Annotated in this window: 16 protein-coding genes; 8 read left to right on the top strand and 8 right to left on the bottom strand. The window is 63.4% G+C overall.

Going from position 1 to position 15,324, the window contains the following annotated elements:
- The first annotated feature begins 3 nt into the window (after window positions 1-3).
- Entirely contained in the window at window positions 4-1,650 is a 1,647-nt protein-coding gene (gene groL, locus PHO31112_RS21815) for a chaperonin GroEL (RefSeq protein WP_010808450.1), read from the top strand.
- Window positions 1,651-1,790: 140 nt separating this feature from the next.
- Here groL and PHO31112_RS21810 read toward each other — a convergent pair whose 3' ends face one another.
- A complete protein-coding gene (locus tag PHO31112_RS21810; RefSeq protein WP_150623014.1) occupies window positions 1,791-2,762 on the bottom strand; it encodes a LysR substrate-binding domain-containing protein in 972 nt (323 codons plus the stop codon).
- A gap of 103 nt (window positions 2,763-2,865) precedes the next feature.
- Here PHO31112_RS21810 and PHO31112_RS21805 point away from each other — a divergent pair, with 103 nt between their 5' ends.
- The gene (locus PHO31112_RS21805; protein ID WP_150623012.1) at window positions 2,866-4,080 is read left to right on the top strand and encodes an MFS transporter; all 1,215 of its coding nucleotides are present in this window, start codon (window positions 2,866-2,868) and stop codon (window positions 4,078-4,080) included.
- A 36-nt stretch (window positions 4,081-4,116) separates the two neighbouring features.
- Here PHO31112_RS21805 and PHO31112_RS21800 read toward each other — a convergent pair whose 3' ends face one another.
- The gene (locus PHO31112_RS21800; RefSeq protein WP_150623010.1) at window positions 4,117-4,689 is read right to left on the bottom strand and encodes a MarR family winged helix-turn-helix transcriptional regulator; all 573 of its coding nucleotides are present in this window, start codon (window positions 4,687-4,689) and stop codon (window positions 4,117-4,119) included.
- 77 nt (window positions 4,690-4,766) lie between these two features.
- Between PHO31112_RS21800 and PHO31112_RS21795 the strand changes: the two genes are divergently transcribed.
- A complete protein-coding gene (locus PHO31112_RS21795; RefSeq protein WP_174995830.1) occupies window positions 4,767-5,642 on the top strand; it encodes an EamA family transporter in 876 nt (291 codons plus the stop codon).
- 7 nt (window positions 5,643-5,649) lie between these two features.
- Here PHO31112_RS21795 and moaC read toward each other — a convergent pair whose 3' ends face one another.
- Window positions 5,650-6,129, bottom strand: coding sequence for a cyclic pyranopterin monophosphate synthase MoaC (gene moaC, locus PHO31112_RS21790; RefSeq protein WP_150623006.1), 480 nt, complete (start codon window positions 6,127-6,129; stop codon window positions 5,650-5,652).
- A 379-nt stretch (window positions 6,130-6,508) separates the two neighbouring features.
- Here moaC and PHO31112_RS21785 point away from each other — a divergent pair, with 379 nt between their 5' ends.
- Together PHO31112_RS21785 and PHO31112_RS21780 are read left to right on the top strand one after the other, a co-directional pair.
- Complete coding sequence (locus tag PHO31112_RS21785) at window positions 6,509-7,996, top strand: M48 family metalloprotease (protein ID WP_246178457.1); 1,488 nt, start codon at window positions 6,509-6,511, stop codon at window positions 7,994-7,996.
- A gap of 233 nt (window positions 7,997-8,229) precedes the next feature.
- Window positions 8,230-8,454, top strand: a complete 225-nt coding sequence (locus PHO31112_RS21780) for a hypothetical protein (RefSeq protein ID WP_150623001.1) — start codon at window positions 8,230-8,232, stop codon at window positions 8,452-8,454.
- A gap of 218 nt (window positions 8,455-8,672) precedes the next feature.
- On the opposite strand, the gene PHO31112_RS21775 is transcribed toward PHO31112_RS21780, so the two are convergent.
- From PHO31112_RS21775 to PHO31112_RS21755, 5 genes are all read right to left on the bottom strand, one after another.
- Window positions 8,673-9,350, bottom strand: a complete 678-nt coding sequence (locus PHO31112_RS21775; protein ID WP_150622999.1) for a DUF2946 family protein — start codon at window positions 9,348-9,350, stop codon at window positions 8,673-8,675.
- Window positions 9,351-9,359: 9 nt separating this feature from the next.
- Entirely contained in the window at window positions 9,360-10,391 is a 1,032-nt protein-coding gene (locus tag PHO31112_RS21770) for a YheT family hydrolase (RefSeq protein WP_150623095.1), read from the bottom strand.
- Window positions 10,392-10,407: 16 nt separating this feature from the next.
- The gene (locus PHO31112_RS21765) at window positions 10,408-10,863 is read right to left on the bottom strand and encodes a nuclear transport factor 2 family protein (RefSeq protein WP_150622997.1); all 456 of its coding nucleotides are present in this window, start codon (window positions 10,861-10,863) and stop codon (window positions 10,408-10,410) included.
- A gap of 60 nt (window positions 10,864-10,923) precedes the next feature.
- On the bottom strand, window positions 10,924-11,949 hold the full coding sequence (gene waaF, locus PHO31112_RS21760) for a lipopolysaccharide heptosyltransferase II (RefSeq protein ID WP_150622995.1): 1,026 nt from the start codon (window positions 11,947-11,949) through the stop codon (window positions 10,924-10,926).
- A 111-nt stretch (window positions 11,950-12,060) separates the two neighbouring features.
- Window positions 12,061-12,258, bottom strand: a complete 198-nt coding sequence (locus PHO31112_RS21755) for a zinc-finger domain-containing protein (protein ID WP_150622993.1) — start codon at window positions 12,256-12,258, stop codon at window positions 12,061-12,063.
- A gap of 456 nt (window positions 12,259-12,714) precedes the next feature.
- On the opposite strand from PHO31112_RS21755, the gene PHO31112_RS21750 reads away from it, so the two are divergent.
- From PHO31112_RS21750 to PHO31112_RS21740, 3 genes are all read left to right on the top strand, one after another.
- A complete protein-coding gene (locus PHO31112_RS21750) occupies window positions 12,715-13,539 on the top strand; it encodes an AzlC family ABC transporter permease (RefSeq protein ID WP_246178456.1) in 825 nt (274 codons plus the stop codon).
- Window positions 13,536-13,859: an AzlD domain-containing protein gene (locus PHO31112_RS21745; protein WP_010808465.1), complete on the top strand. Its 324-nt coding sequence runs from the start codon at window positions 13,536-13,538 to the stop codon at window positions 13,857-13,859. Before PHO31112_RS21750 ends, PHO31112_RS21745 begins: the two co-directional genes overlap by 4 nt.
- 86 nt (window positions 13,860-13,945) lie before the next feature.
- Window positions 13,946-15,151 (top strand): phosphoglycerate kinase, encoded by a 1,206-nt coding sequence (locus PHO31112_RS21740; RefSeq protein WP_150622991.1) that lies wholly within the window; start codon window positions 13,946-13,948, stop codon window positions 15,149-15,151.
- The last annotated feature ends 173 nt before the right edge of the window (window positions 15,152-15,324 follow it).

The following is a 15,324-nucleotide window of genomic DNA, read 5'->3' as shown; positions in this document are numbered from 1 at the left end:
GCAATGGCAGCTAAAGAAGTCGTTTTCGGCGATGCCGCTCGTGCCAAGATGGTCGAGGGTGTCAACATCCTCGCCAATGCCGTCAAGGTGACCCTGGGCCCGAAGGGCCGTAACGTCGTGCTCGAGCGCAGCTTCGGCGGCCCGACCGTGACCAAGGACGGTGTGTCGGTCGCCAAGGAAATCGAACTCAAGGACAAGCTCCAGAACATGGGCGCGCAAATGGTCAAGGAAGTGGCTTCCAAGACCAGCGACAACGCCGGTGACGGTACCACCACCGCAACGGTGCTCGCCCAGTCGATCGTGCGCGAAGGCATGAAGTTCGTGGCCTCGGGCATGAACCCGATGGACCTGAAGCGCGGTATCGACAAGGCCGTTGCTGCCGCCATCGAAGAACTGCGCAAGATCAGCAAGCCCTGCACGACCAACAAGGAAATCGCACAAGTCGGCTCGATCTCGGCCAACAGCGACACCTCGATTGGTGACTACATCGCCAAGGCGATGGACAAGGTCGGCAAGGAAGGCGTGATCACCGTCGAAGACGGCAAGTCGCTGCAAGACGAGCTGGATGTCGTCGAAGGTATGCAGTTCGACCGCGGCTACCTCTCGCCGTACTTCATCAACACCCCGGAAAAGCAAGTCGCGATCCTGGAGAACCCGTTTGTCCTGCTGTTCGACAAGAAGGTCTCGAACATCCGTGATCTGCTGCCGGTGCTCGAGCAAGTCGCCAAGGCTGGCCGTCCGCTGCTGATCATCGCCGAAGACGTCGAGGGCGAAGCCCTGGCAACGCTGGTGGTGAACAACATCCGTGGCATTCTGAAGACCTGCGCCGTCAAGGCTCCGGGCTTCGGCGATCGCCGCAAGGCCATGCTGGAAGACATCGCCATCCTGACGGGCGGCCAAGTCATTGCCGAAGAAATCGGTCTGACGCTGGAAAAGGCCACGCTCAACGAGCTGGGCCAAGCCAAGCGTATCGAAATCGGCAAGGAAAACACCATCATCATCGACGGTGCCGGTGAAGCCGCGAACATCGAAGGGCGCGTCAAGCAAATCCGTGCTCAGATCGAAGAAGCTTCGAGCGACTACGACCGTGAAAAGCTGCAAGAGCGCGTGGCCAAGCTGGCTGGCGGTGTTGCCGTGATCAAGGTCGGCGCTGCGACCGAAGTCGAAATGAAGGAAAAGAAGGCTCGCGTGGAAGATGCACTGCACGCTACCCGCGCTGCCGTGGAAGAAGGTATCGTCCCCGGCGGTGGTGTTGCACTGCTGCGCGCTCGCGTGGCCGTGGCCGACATCAAGGGCGCCAACGCTGACCAGGACGCCGGTATCAAGATCGTTCTGCGCGCCATGGAAGAGCCGCTGCGCCAGATCGTCGCCAACGGCGGCGAAGAAGCCAGCGTCGTTGTGGCCAACGTGATTGCCGGCAAGGGCAACTACGGCTACAACGCGTCGACCGGCGAGTACGGCGATCTGGTGGAAATGGGCGTTGTTGACCCGACGAAGGTCACCCGCACCGCACTGCAAAACGCCGCTTCGGTGTCGGGCCTGCTGCTCACGACCGACTGCGCCGTTGCCGAACTGCCGAAGGAAGATGCTCCGATGGCTGGCGGCATGGGCGACATGGGCGGTATGGGCGGCATGGGCATGGGCATGTAAGTCTCGCAAGAGACTGCATGACGGGGGGCCGCAAGGCACCCCGAATGCCGGGTCGCCGGGCTTCGCCACAGAATCTTCGATTCGGCGGTTGAAGCCCGCACCAAACGGCAACGAGTTCTCCGGAATTCGTTGCCGTTTTTTTATGCCTGAATGGATGTCGCAGCGTAAGGCGCACTGTCGTTGCCGCCTCGGATGCGTGGCGCGATGAGCGGTGTCGTGGCAGCGATCTCGTCCTGCAGCCACTGCCAGAAGGCGTGAATCGCACGCTCGCGCGGATGATTTTCCCGCCAATTCACGTGATATTCGAGGCTCGGCGGAATGCGCGCATCGCCGATTTGCACCAACTCACCCGCTGCGAGCGCATCGCGCACGAGCAAGCTGCGTGTCGTGGCGACGCCCTGTCCGGCAATCGCCGCCCGCAAGAGCAACCCCGAATCGTCGAAAATCGGCCCGCGCGTGGGCTCGTGCGGTGGCAAACCCGCAGCGACCTGCCAGTCGCGCCACGATCGGTGTGCGAAGCGCAGCATCGGCAGTTTGTCCGTATCCGCAATAGTGAACCCCGGCACGCGTGCGATCAGGTCGGGATGGCATACGGCAATCACGTAGTCGTCGAGCAGTTTGCGCGTGACGAATCCTGTCTCTTCCACGCGTTGATGCCAGATACCCACGTCGACCGAATACGGGTCGGGGGCTGCAATATCCGCATGAATCCGCACCATCAGGTCGATGCCGGGGTGCTGTTCGCCAAAGCGGTCGAGCCGGGGAATCAGCCACTGCGCCGCCAAATCGGTCATCACGCTGATTTCCAGGCGCACCGTGGCCGGCGACGCTCCAGGCACCGTGCCTGCCCGCGCTTCGGTGATGGCTTCGTCGAGTTCCGACATGCCGATGCGCACCCGTTCCGCCAGACGCGCCCCGACGCTCGTCGGTACCATCCGGGCGCCAACGCGACGGAACAGCGCCGTGCCGAGCTGCTGCTCAAGGGAGCGCATGTGATGGCTCACCGCACTGTGCGTCAAATTCAATTCCTCTGCCGCGCGCGTAAAGCTGCGGTGGCGGGCAGCAGCTTCAAGCGCACGCAGCGATTGGAGGGGAGGGAGGTGTTTGAACATGATGTCAAATTTTACTCACAATGTGCGCGCAAAGGTTTCGTTGGATTCATGACGTCGTTCCGCCGACAATCCATACCCAAGCAATTGACTAGGGTATAGCTTCATGTCGAAAGCACTTCGCATCTTCGTGCTGTTCGCCTGCGGATACTTCGTCTCATACGTGTACCGCGGCGTGAACATTGGGTTTGCGCCGTTCATGACGCGCGAACTCGGTCTCTCGTCCACCGATCTCGGTTTGCTGACGAGCCTTTATTTCCTTGGTTTCGCGGGGGCGCAATTGCCTGCCGGCGTGCTGCTCGACAAATTCGGCCCGCGCCGGGTGGCGTCGCTCGTGCTGCTGTTGGCGGCTGCCGGTGCTGCGCTGTTCGGTCTGGCGCAGGGCGTCGGCGCGCTGATGGCGGGACGCCTGCTCATTGGCGTGGGGGTATCGGTGTGTCTGGGCAGCGCGTTCAAGGCGCTGGCGCAATGGTTTCCGGTGGCGCGTCTGCCATTGCTCAACGGTCTGGTGATGGCCGTGGGCGGTATGGGCGGCGTCGTGGTCGGCACGCCACTGAACTGGCTGCTTGGGCTAACGGACTGGCGTATCGTGTCGTTCGGACTGGCGGCGCTGACGGTCCTTATGTCGGTCGCGCTGTGGTTCGGTGCGCCGGAGAAGCCGGGCTCGCATGCGCAAGGTGGTCTGTCCGAGGCACTCAAGGGCGTTCGGCAGGTGTTGGGAAGTGGCATGTTCTGGAAAGTGACGTCGCTCTCCGGTATTACCCAGGGCGTGTTCTACGCGATGCAATCGCTATGGATGGCACCGTTCATGCGTGACGTAGAGGGCCTGTCAGAGGCGCAGGCGGCGTCGTTGGTGTCGGTCGTGGGGCTTGCGATGATGGGCGGCAGCGTGGTCTTCGGCGCGGCTGCGCGCTGGCTCGAACGTCGCGGTGTGAGCGTGTTCGCATTTTCCGGCGTCGGCATGGTGCTGTTCGTTGGGGTGCAGTCGTTGCTGATGATGCGTGCGCCGATTCCGCCCGTTTGGCTGTGGGCGGCGTATGGCATCTTCGGCGGCTCAGGCATTCTGTCGTACGCGGTGCTCGCCGAGCACTTCCACGGCACGCTGATCGGACGTGTGAATACCTCGCTCACGCTGGTCATCTTCCTGCTGATCTTCTTTTGTCAGGTGGGCGTGGGGGCCATGCTCGGGGCTTACGCCGCGCACAGTGCACAGGCGCATTTCTCTGCGTGGACGGTGCTGATCGTTCTGCAGGTGCTGGGGGCGGTGTGGTACTTCTGGCCGCAGCGTCAGCACGTCGGGAAGGCGGCCGCGACGGCGTGATGTGGCGTGATGCGATGTGAGGCGGGGCCGTACTGCTCAACGCTTGGGTTCGAGCGCGTGCAACCAGGCCCTCAAGCCCGACTCGATGTCCGCGAGGGTCGCTTTCGGCAACGGTGCCAGCATACGATGCTCGTTGGTGACGTGCGCCTCGACGGCGCGTTCGATCAGCGCGAATCCGGCGGCGGTCAGTTGCACTAACGTGCTGCGGGCATCGTCCGGATTGGCCACGCGGGCAATCCAGCCCCGCGCTTCCAAACGTTGCAACCGGTGCGTCATCGTCCCCGAGGTCACCATTAGCGTCGAGAACAATGCGGTCGGTGCGAGACGATAAGGCGCGCCTGAGCGACGCAATGTCGCCAACATGTCGAATTCCCACCCACTCATGTCGAACTCGGCGAACGTGGCATCGAGTTGCTGCTGGACGAGCGCCGCGCAACGCTTGAGGCGGCCAATGACGCCCATCGGCGACACATCCAGATCGGGACGCTCGCGATGCCATTGCGCGAGGATGTCGTCGACGGCATCGCCATGCCTCGTGTCGACTTGTGCCGTCTGATGGGGCTCAGTTGCTGCGCGCGTTGTGCGGCTTCTCTTTGGCCGGTTTTCCATGGGTCACTCCAGTTGTCTTGACTTCAAGGCAAAAGAATACCAAACTGCCATTTATCTTGAATTGAAGATAAATGGCGATGACGACTACAACGTCCCCGTTGCCGATCCGTTGGGCCGATGCGTTGCTCACGGCACTGGCGCCAATGATCTGGGGCTCGACCTATATCGTGACGACGCAACTGTTGCCGCCGGACCGGCCATTTACGGCGGCGCTGATTCGTGTGCTGCCATCCGGTTTGCTGTTGCTGCTTTACGCACGACGTTGGCCCGCGCGTCGCGATTGGGGGCGGTTGGTGGTGCTCTCGGCGCTCAACATCGGCGCGTTCCAGGCATTGCTGTTTGTGGCGGCGTATCGCTTGCCGGGCGGGCTCGCGGCCGTGGTCGGGGCGATTCAACCGTTACTGGTGATGGGGTTGGCGTGGGGCGTGGAACAGCGGCGCCCGTTGGCGACGACGGCCTGGGCGGCGCTCGCAGGCGTTGTCGGCATGGGAGTTCTGTTGCTGTCGCCGGGCACGGTGTTCGAGCCGGTGGGTATTCTGGCCGCGCTGGCGGGCGCGGCGAGTATGGCGATGGGCACCTATCTCACGCGCCGGTGGCGTCTGAACATGCCGGTGCTCGCCCTCACAGGATGGCAATTGCTCTTGGGGGGATTGATGCTCGCGCCGGTTGCATGGCTGGCCGATGCCCCGCTGCCCGCGCTTACGATGTGGCAGACGCTGGGCTACCTGTATCTATCGATCGCGGGGGCGTTGCTGGCTTACGCGTTGTGGTTTCGCGGCATTGCGCGTCTGGCGCCGGTGGCGGTGTCGTCGCTTGGCCTGCTGAGCCCGTTGACCGCCGTGGTGTTGGGCTGGGTATTGCTCGGTCAGGCGATCAAGGGTGTCGCATTCGTTGGGCTCGCGATGGTGTTCGCGAGCATTCTGGCGGTGCAGTGGACGGCGTCGCGTTCCTGACGTCGATTCAGTCCTGCGCGACCCAATCCCCCGACTTGCCGCCGTGCTTCTCCAGCACACGCACATCGGTGATCGTCATGCCGCGGTCGACGGCTTTACACATGTCGTAGATCGTCAGCAGGCCGACCTGAACGGCGGTGAGGGCTTCCATCTCGACGCCCGTGCGGCCGATGGTTTCGACCTGTGCGCGGCAATGCACGGCGTTCGCGCCCTCGTCCACCAGAAACTCCACCGTCACGCGCGTGAGCGCCAGCGGATGGCACAGCGGAATCAGATCGGCGGTTCGCTTCGCGCCCTGAATGGCCGCAATACGTGCGATGCCCAGCACGTCGCCCTTTTTGGCCGTGCCGGTGCGAATCAGCGCGAGCGTTTCCGGTTTCATCAGAATGGTGCCGCGCGCGACCGCGATGCGATGCGTGCTGTCTTTACCGCCGACGTCAACCATGTGGGCCTGTCCGGCGGTGTCGAAATGGGTGAGTTCTGCCATGAGTCGATGCTGAGAAGGTGTTGCGGAAGTTCTGGCACGAGGGGGGCGCAGTTGCGCGGCTCGCGAACGTGAATTCGGCGATGTTTCGTCTGCATTCCGGACGTTCGATCGATGCCGCGGAACGTCCACGTCTGGCTGCTATCATAGCAGCAGCCCCGAATGATCAGCGCCGCGCGGCGCCCATTTCCATGACGCGTTCGTCACGTTCGTTCAGCGCCTCCATTGGCATATCCCGCATGATTCCCGTGCTTCGCTTTTTCTCGTCACGTCGCTCATGGCGCGCATGACCGTCACGTCGAGGCGTTCACGTCCGTCAAATCGCCGCGCGCGCGTTGTGGCTCGCTGGCGGCGCGTTTTTGCGTGGGCGATGCTTCCCGTCATGACCGCGACGACGTTTGCCGCGGCCGTGCTTCCGACGCAGGCTGCGGCGCAGTCGCTGCCTACGCTAGGCCAAAGTTCGGCTTCCGACCTCTCGCCCGCCATGGAGCGCAAGTTGGGCGAGCGCGTGATGCGCGAGATTCGCGCCGATCCCGATTATCTGTCTGATCTGCTGCTCTCCGATTACGTCAATGCGTTGGGCAGCAAGCTCGTGTCGGCCACGCGCAAAGTCGGGCTCGACGCCAGTCAGAGCTTCGAATTTTTCGTTGTGCGCGATCCCGCGATCAACGCCTTTTCGCTGCCCGGCGGCTTCATCGGCATCAACACGGGCCTGATCGTGACCACGCGCACCGAGTCGGAACTGGCGTCGGTCGTGGGACACGAGACGGGCCACGTTCTGCAACATCACATCGCGCGGATGCTTGGCCAGCAGTCTCAGAACTCGTGGATTGCGCTTGGCGGCCTGCTGCTCGGTCTGCTCGCCGGGATCGGCGCGCGCAGCTCGGATCTCGGCATGGGGATCGCGATGGGCGGGCAGGGACTGGCCGTCGACCGGCAACTGCGGTTCTCGCGCGATGCGGAGCGCGAAGCCGATCGCGTGGGCTTCCAGTTGCTTCAGGCGGCGGGTTTCGACACGTATGCCATGCCGACGTTCTTCGAGCGTCTGCAACGTGCGGACTCCATCAACGAAGCCGGTGTGCCGGAATATGTGCGGACTCACCCGCTCACGACCGATCGCATTGCCGACATGCTCAATCGCTCGCGCAATGCCGGATATCGTCAACCCGAACAGTCGCCCGAGTATGTGTTTGTGCGTGCGCGTTCGCTGGTCCTGCAGCAGAAGTCGGCGAGCGATTTCGCGACGATTGTCGATGCACAACGCACGGCGATCCGTTCGCAGACCGCGCCGAGTGTGGCAGGGGCCTGGTATGCGGTGGCGCTTGCGGAGTTCAAGCAGCACCGTTGGGAGCCTGCACGCGAGGCGCTGGAGAAGTCGCGCGCGGCATTCGGTGGTACCGGGCCGGGTACGCCGAGTCTGGCTGTTCTGGCCTCGGATATCGCACGGTCGTCGGGGCACGCGCAAGAGGCGTTGCAGGTGGCCACACAGGCGCGCGCTGCGTTCCCGCTTTCTCAAGCTGCCGACATGGCCTATGCAGACGCGCTGGTCGCGAGCCAGCGAATTCCCGAGGCGACGAAATTCCTCCAGGCGCAGGTGGAGCGCTATCGCGGCGAGCCGATCTGGTGGCGGGCGCTCGCAGGGGCGTGGGCAGCAGGTGGCAAGCAGGCGCGTCAGCACGCCGCGTTAGCAGAGCAGTACGCGCTGCAAGGCCAGTGGATGGCGGCCATCAGTCAGTTGAAACTCGCACGCGACGCGGGCGACGCCGATTTCTACGAGATGTCGACCATCGACGCCCGACTGCACGAATTCCAGCGTCGCTACCGGGAAGACAAGGAAGACGAGAAGGACTTCAACAAGCAGTTCGGGTGAGGGTTGCATCCTACGTAGTTACGTAGATCCTGCCGGTTGTAAGAGAATCTGTCGAATCCATTGCTTCGACTGGACTGGCATCGATGTCAACGTCAACGTCGCGCATTTCGTCGCAGCTCACTAATGCATGAGATTGCGCTTGCCGCGATTGCCAATACTCGCGACGTCGCGTCCCCCTGGAACATCGGCACCCGCTCCTTTCCAGGGTATTGCGACGCAGGTTGGGTTATGTCGTGATTTGGACGGCGCTGGGCATTAGCTTCGCAGTCGCAACCGTCGCAGACACCACCGTCGTGCTGGGGGCGAGTTTGATGTCGGTGGGTGCGTTCGGTGCGTGTCTGTCCATGAATGGCATCGACCGGCGCGTGATCGCGATGCCACCTTCCGTACGCGTCAGAGTCGCCAGTGCAACGTTGCTGACGACGCAGATGGCGAGCATGCTGTCGTTCTTGCTGTAGGGCGTCACCTATTCAGCCGATACCGTGGACGGGCGATGGTGGTTGTATGGCGGCCTGGTTGCCATCGCCACGCTGTCGTCGTGCCTCGCAAGCGAGCCGTGGAGACCACTTGCCGAGAATGACGCAGGCGACGGTGTCGAGACGTTCTATACCGATCGATACCCCGAAGCGTTTGACGAGGCTGCCCCTATGACGCGGGACGGCGCGGCGTAACGCGCTCATGCCCCTTGATCGTCGGCCTGCGGATCTCGCTCGAATCCATAAGCCTGCGGCAAGGTGCCTGCGTGAACGGTCGCAAAGGGCAGCGAGGTGCCATTGCGCCAATGCAGTCGTACCGCGCCTTTGGCGTCGGCGGTGTCGTCCGACGTTTGCTCGATCTCGAAGGCCTGGGTCAGATCGGACACCTGCGTGAGCAGATCGATGTCGTGATCGTGCAGCAATGCGAGCGGTGCGCTCCTCTGCGTTTTTTCCGCCGTCGTGCCATCTCCCCCGCCGCCGGATGCCGCACCGACGAACGCCACATTCCCGTCTTCGTCCAGCAGACACGCCTGCGGCACGAACAGATGTCCCAATTGGTCCGTCAGCACCGGCGCGCCGCGGCCGTCGTTCGCGGCGGCATCCCACGTGAGCCGCACCACGAACGGCGCATAGGCGAGCGAGACGTACACGCGTTGGGGCCCGTTCTGGAAGTACCACCGCCCGGCGTCGTCGCTGGCGTAGTTGCGGGCAATGAACGCGATCAATGCCGCATGACGGATGGGGTCGCCGGCGGTGCCCGCCGCCTGCGCCGCGTCATCGCGCATGCGCCACTGTCCGCGCCGGTCGAGGGCGAGCCAGCCGTAGCAATCCGGTACGTTGGGCCATTTGGCCATCGCCTGTCTAACGATTTCATCCATGGCGCATCCTCAGGCCGCACTCGGCAGAAATTGACGGAAGTAGTCGAGCACCGTGAGCGGCATCCACGTCATGCCGCCGGGAAACGGCCCGCTCATGAAGCCGACGTGCCCGCCATTGGCCGGTTGCAGCAACTGGACATAACGCCCGACATCGTCCTGGCTGGGCAGCACATTGGCGGGCTGGAACGGGTCGTTACGCGCATTGATCACCAGTGTCGGCACTTCGACCGCCGGCAGAATCGGCTTGCTCGACGCGCGCGTGTAGTAATCGAATGCGCTCCGATAACCGTGCAATGGCGCTGTTACCACATGATCGAATTCGCCGAGATCGCGCGCGGCCATCATCAGGTGCCGGTCATAAAGCCCAGGGTATTGGTCGAGCTTGACGAGCGCCTTTTTCTTGAGCGTGCCCAGAAAATTACGCGTGTACACCATGTTGAAGCCGTGCGAGAGCGCCAGCCCGCCCGCACGCAAATCGAGCGGTGCCGAAATCGCGCACGCGGCACTCACCACCTGCGCTGCATGCCCCTCGCGCTCGCCCAGCCAGCGCAGCAGCACATTGCCGCCCAGAGACACCCCGGCGGTGAAGATCGGTCCCGAGGTGTTCGCGCGCAACCGTTGCAGTATCCAGTCGACCTCGGTGCTGTCGCCCGAATGATAGAAGCGCGGCGCGCGGTTCATGCGGCCGCTGCAACTGCGAAAGTGGGGGATCACGCCGCGCCAGCCCCGCGTTTCGACTTCGCGCATCAAGGTGCGGGCGTAGTGACTGCCCGAGCCGCCTTCGAGTCCGTGAAACAGCACGACGAGCGGCGTTTCGACCCAACCTTCAGGGGCGGGCGGAGATTTCTCTGCAGCAGGTGGGGCGACCAGCCAGTCGACATCGACGAAATCGCCGTCGGGCGTGTCCCACGTCTCGCGCCGGAACTCGACCGACGGGCGGCGGCCGAGCAATGCCGGGTAAATCGTCTGGCTGTGCCCGTCGGGCAGCCACCGTGGCGGCTGGTAGTCCAGGGGAAGAAACGTCGCCTGACGCGCCGTCATCGTCGTACCGTACTGGTCAGTGAAGCCCATCCGGACGCGCATGCATCATCAGGCTGAATTGCTCGACGGCTTGCGGCGGCAACGGGCTGGAGTGGATATGGGCGAAGCGCCAGTCGCCTTGCTCGTGCACCAGCACATAGGTTGTGTGGATGAGCTGGGCGATCGTCTGACCGGCGTCTTCCTTGCCGACGCGCATCGCTTCGGTCGCCGTGTGCATGACCGTGCCGACGGTGTCGTACTCGGTCGTGTCCAGCGAATCGATCAGCACCACGCTTTGCGAGAACTGGGCAACCAGACCGCTGCGAATCTGTTCCAGACCGTCCCAGCGGGTGCCGTCGGCGCGAATGTAGCTGACGAAATCCTCGTTGGCCCAAAGCGACATCACGCGATCCGTCTGCCCACGGCTCAGTGCGTCATAAAAAGCGATGATGGTCTCACCGGCAGCATCGAACAGACGGACAAAACGTGGCATGAGAATTTACCGTTGAGTGTTACCGGGATCGGGCTGAATGCGGCTCCGCCGTGGGCTGGATCAGCGCTGCGTGAGCAGAATGTTGCGCACATTCGCGAACACATGCTCAGGCATCAGCTCGTTGAGGCAGCGCGTATGGCCCAACGGACATTCGCGGGCAAAACACGGACTGCATTCCAATTGTAGCCACAGGATATGCGCCTGGTCGGACAGCGGCGGAGTGTGGCGCGGATCGGACGAACCGAACAGGGCAATCTGCGGGCGGCGCAACGCCGCCGTCACGTGCATCAGCCCCGAATCGTTGCTCACCACGGCATTGGCGCGTGCCAGCAGCGCGCACGCTTCGGCCAGCGACGTCTGTCCGCACAGATTGCGCACGAACGGGGCGTCCAGGGCGATTTGCTGCGCCAGTGCGCCATCTTTGCCCGAGCCGAGCGCGACGATCTGCGCATACGGGAACGAGCGGCGCACCAACTGGGCTAGCTGCGCGAAATGACCCGGCGGCCAGCGCTTGGCCGGCCCGAACTCGGCGCCTGGGCAAAACACCACGAGCGGCACGCGCAAATCCAGGCCGAAGCGCGCGAAGACACGGGCCGACTCGTTCAGATCGGCCTCAATGCGCGGCGTGGGCAGTGTCTCGGGCAGCTTGGCCCCCGGTGCGAACGCGAGCGCAGCGTAGTGCCGCACCATCGGCGGGCGCTCGTCCTTGCGCGGATTGGCGTGGCGCACGTTGAGCAGACCGTAGCGCTGCTCGCCCTTGTAGCCGATGCGCAACGGAATGCGTGCCAGCCACGGAATCAGCGCTGACTTCAGGGAGTTCGGCAGCACATAGGCGGCGTCGTACCCCTCGTCGGCGAGCACGCTCGCGAGCCGGTAGCGCTCGAGCGGCTGCAATTTGCCGTGCGCGAGGTCGGTAGCGACGACGCGCGAAATCTCCGGCATGCGTTCCAGAACCGGGGCGACCCAGCCGGGCGCGATCGCGTCGATGGTCAGACGCGGATGCAGATGCTTGAGCAGGGTGAACAACGGCTGCGCCATCAGCGCGTCCCCAATCCAGTTGGGGGCGATCACCAAGGCTTTATGCATTGTGGCGGAGACTCAAAACGTTAAGCGTAGCGATGAAACGGACAGGCAACCGGGCGGCGCATTGCGACAGCTTGGCACGGCGACTGACCGGTCGGGGCAACGGCAGCCGGCTCAGTGGTGGCCCTTGAGCACGACACCCGCCTTCATGCGATAGCGCGTGCCGCAGTACGGGCAAGCCGCTTCGCCGTGGGTCACATCGATGAACACGCGCGGATGGGCGCTCCAGGCTTCCATCTTCGGATTCGGGCAGTGCACCGGCAGATCTTCGGCGCCGACTTCGACGACCGGCATTTGTTTGACTTCGCTCATGGGGTTCGGACCGTGATGGGTATTCGGAATTTTGGGGATTGCAGGGCTGGCGCCAAGGATGAAGCCGCTGGTCGTCTGCCCACCAAAAGTCACTATTGTAAAGCAGCCGAAGCCCTTTGCGGATGGCTCGCACCGCCAGCAGACGTGCCGCATGCCCGTTCCGGCCTCGCAGATAACCCACCGCGTGGCGCGTATGCGACACCTCGCGTGTTGCACCTGTAAAAACGAACCGATATACGTCGTGGACGTAGTAAGCAAGTATTTACCGTAGCTATAATGGCGCGTCACCCGCCGCCAACGATGAATATATTCAGGAGATACTCCGGCAACCCTGGCGGGCGTCATGGCCGCTAGCGGCCATCTCGGGCGTGCCGGGCGCCGTCGGGACCGCTTTGCCCCGCAATGCCAGACACTGTGCCGAACGCTTCGGTGCTTGCCCCCCAACAGACCATGCCAATGCTTCGTCTGCCAGTCGCCGAACGTAAAGGGTTCGCGGCCGGTTTCCGCATTATTTCGCCGCTCCTGCCTGCCATCTTCTCGTGGGGACTCGTGACCGGGGTCGCCATGAGCAAGTCGATACTGACAGTGCCGCAGGCCATCGGCATGAGCCTGATGCTCTACGCGGGTTCGGCCCAGTTGGCCTCGCTGCCGTTATTCGCTGCCGGCATGCCGTTGTGGACGATCCTGCTCACGGTCGGCATCGTCAATTTGCGCTTCGTGATCTTCAGCGCTGCGCTCCAGCCTCATTTCTCCTATCTGTCGCTGCCCCGGCGCGTCGTGCTCGGGTATGTGAACGGCGATCTCGGCTTCGTGATGTTCATGAACCAGAACTTCGCGAGCGGGTATGTACCGGGCAAAGAGGGGACCTACTACGGCATCACAATCAGCAACTGGGCCGTCTGGCATGTGTCGTCGATCCTCGGCATCACGCTCGGCGCGCTCGTGCCCGATAGCTGGGGGCTGGGATTCGCGGGCACGCTCGCCCTTATTCCCATGATGGTTCACACGATCACGAGCCGCTCGACCATGCTGACTGTCGCGCTCGCGTCGGTCATCGGCTTGCTCGCGTTCGATCTGCCTTACCGCCTCAACCTCGTGCTCGGGGTGTTCGGTGCGCTCGCCGCCGGCATGGTCTGCGACGAACTGGCCGCGCGGCACGCGAAGCGTCTTGCCCTGGCGAATCCGAAAGCGGCGGCGAACGACGACAGTGCACACCTGGGGGCGCGCGATGCCGCGCAAGAGAGCGCGAAAAACCGCGCCACAGGGGAGCGGCGCTCATGAGCACCTTCGAAATTTGGTTTGCCTTCGTGGCGATGACGGCGATTACCATCGTTACCCGTACCTTCTTCCTGCTCGCGGGCGACCGGGTGACACTGCCGCAGCGGCTGCAACGCGCACTGCGCTACGCCCCGGCGGCGGCGCTCGCCGTGATCGTGGTGCCTGAGGTGCTGCTGCTCGATCACCAGTTCGCGCTGCATCTGGGCAACCACAAGCTGGCAGCGGCCGTGGCGGCCACGGGCTGGTTCGTCTGGCGTCGCAACATGATCGAGATGATCGTCGTCGGCATGGCCGTGTACACGCTCGGCCGCCTGTTTCTGTAGGCAGAACCCCCAAGCCTCAAAATGGGCAACCGGCGGGTGGGATCAGTTAAAATGCATGTTTTTCCCACCATTTATTCCGGATTCTCATGGCTTCCGTCGTACGTCTTTCCGATTTGATTGCTCAAGGCCGCCTGGCAGGCAAACGTGTCTTCATTCGCGCCGATTTGAACGTGCCGCAAGACGATGAGGGCCGTATCACGGAAGACACGCGTATTCGCGCCTCGGTGCCGGCCATTCAAATGGCGCTCGACGCCGGTGCTGCCGTGATGGTCACCTCGCACCTGGGCCGTCCGACTGAAGGCGAATTCAAGCCTGCCGACTCGCTTGCGCCGGTGGCGAAGCGTCTGTCGGAACTGCTCGGCCGCGACGTGAAGCTGATCGCCAACTGGGTCGACGGCGGCTTCGATGTGGCGCCGGGCACGGTTGTGCTGCTGGAGAACTGCCGCGTCAACAAGGGCGAGAAGAAGGACAACGACGAACTGGCGCAGAAGATGGCCAAGCTGTGCGACATCTATGTGAACGATGCCTTCGGCACCGCTCACCGCGCCGAAGCTACGACGCACGGTATCGCCAAGTACGCACCGGTCGCCTGTGCCGGCCCGCTGCTCGCCGCCGAACTCGAAGCGCTCGGCAAGGCGCTGAACGCCCCGGCCCGTCCGCTCGTGGCCATCGTGGCGGGTTCCAAGGTGTCGACCAAACTCACCATTCTGAAGACACTTGCCGACAAGGTCGATCAACTGATCGTGGGCGGCGGCATTGCCAACACGTTCATGCTGGCCGCCGGTCTGCCCATCGGCAAGTCGCTCGCCGAAGCCGATCTGGTCGGTGAGGCGAAGGCGATCATCGACGCCATGGCGGCGCGCGGCGCGTCGGTGCCGATCCCGACGGACGTCGTGTGCGCCAAGGAATTCAGCGCCACGGCCGAGGCAACGGTGAAGGCTGCCGCCGATGTGGCCGCCGACGACATGATCCTCGACATCGGCCCGCAAACGGCCGCCAAGCTCGCCGAGCAACTAGCGGGCGCGGGCACCATCGTGTGGAACGGTCCGGTCGGCGTGTTCGAATTCGACCAATTCGGTCACGGCACCGAGACGCTGGCGCGCGCCATTGCCGCCGCCAAGGGGTTCTCGATCGCCGGGGGCGGCGACACGCTTGCCGCCATCGCCAAGTACGGCATTGCGGATCAGGTCAGCTATATCTCGACCGGTGGCGGCGCTTTCCTCGAATTCCTCGAGGGCAAGACGCTGCCGGCCGTCGACGTGCTGCAACAACGCGCGGCGCAAGCCAACTGATCGCGTAAAGTCAGGTGGAGCGGGGCTCACAGGCAGGTTCGACGGTACGGAAACGGTTGGCAAACGGCGGTTTTGATCGTCTTATTGCGAACATCAGAGATCGAATCAAACGATTTCGTACGGACAATGCGAACTTTTTGGTTAACCTGCGGCGGCCTAAATGCGCTACAAAC

This window comes from Pandoraea horticolens, assembly GCF_902459555.1.
In the GTDB taxonomy this organism is placed as follows: domain Bacteria; phylum Pseudomonadota; class Gammaproteobacteria; order Burkholderiales; family Burkholderiaceae; genus Pandoraea; species Pandoraea horticolens.
This window is presented reverse-complemented; position numbering and strand designations above follow the sequence as displayed.

Excerpts from the sequence above, each read along its gene's own strand:
- groL (WP_010808450.1), top strand. The coding sequence starts at position 4 with ATGGCAGCTAAAGAAGTCGTTTTCGGCGATGCCGCTCGTGCCAAGATG.
- PHO31112_RS21810 (WP_150623014.1), bottom strand. The coding sequence starts at position 2,762 with ATGTTCAAACACCTCCCTCCCCTCCAATCGCTGCGTGCGCTTGAAGCT.
- PHO31112_RS21805 (WP_150623012.1), top strand. The coding sequence starts at position 2,866 with ATGTCGAAAGCACTTCGCATCTTCGTGCTGTTCGCCTGCGGATACTTC.
- PHO31112_RS21800 (WP_150623010.1), bottom strand. The coding sequence starts at position 4,689 with ATGGAAAACCGGCCAAAGAGAAGCCGCACAACGCGCGCAGCAACTGAG.
- PHO31112_RS21795 (WP_174995830.1), top strand. The coding sequence starts at position 4,767 with ATGACGACTACAACGTCCCCGTTGCCGATCCGTTGGGCCGATGCGTTG.
- moaC (WP_150623006.1), bottom strand. The coding sequence starts at position 6,129 with ATGGCAGAACTCACCCATTTCGACACCGCCGGACAGGCCCACATGGTT.
- PHO31112_RS21785 (WP_246178457.1), top strand. The coding sequence starts at position 6,509 with ATGACCGCGACGACGTTTGCCGCGGCCGTGCTTCCGACGCAGGCTGCG.
- PHO31112_RS21775 (WP_150622999.1), bottom strand. The coding sequence starts at position 9,350 with ATGGATGAAATCGTTAGACAGGCGATGGCCAAATGGCCCAACGTACCG.
- PHO31112_RS21770 (WP_150623095.1), bottom strand. The coding sequence starts at position 10,391 with ATGACGGCGCGTCAGGCGACGTTTCTTCCCCTGGACTACCAGCCGCCA.
- PHO31112_RS21765 (WP_150622997.1), bottom strand. The coding sequence starts at position 10,863 with ATGCCACGTTTTGTCCGTCTGTTCGATGCTGCCGGTGAGACCATCATC.
- waaF (WP_150622995.1), bottom strand. The coding sequence starts at position 11,949 with ATGCATAAAGCCTTGGTGATCGCCCCCAACTGGATTGGGGACGCGCTG.
- PHO31112_RS21755 (WP_150622993.1), bottom strand. The coding sequence starts at position 12,258 with ATGAGCGAAGTCAAACAAATGCCGGTCGTCGAAGTCGGCGCCGAAGAT.
- PHO31112_RS21750 (WP_246178456.1), top strand. The coding sequence starts at position 12,715 with ATGCTTCGTCTGCCAGTCGCCGAACGTAAAGGGTTCGCGGCCGGTTTC.
- PHO31112_RS21745 (WP_010808465.1), top strand. The coding sequence starts at position 13,536 with ATGAGCACCTTCGAAATTTGGTTTGCCTTCGTGGCGATGACGGCGATT.
- PHO31112_RS21740 (WP_150622991.1), top strand. The coding sequence starts at position 13,946 with ATGGCTTCCGTCGTACGTCTTTCCGATTTGATTGCTCAAGGCCGCCTG.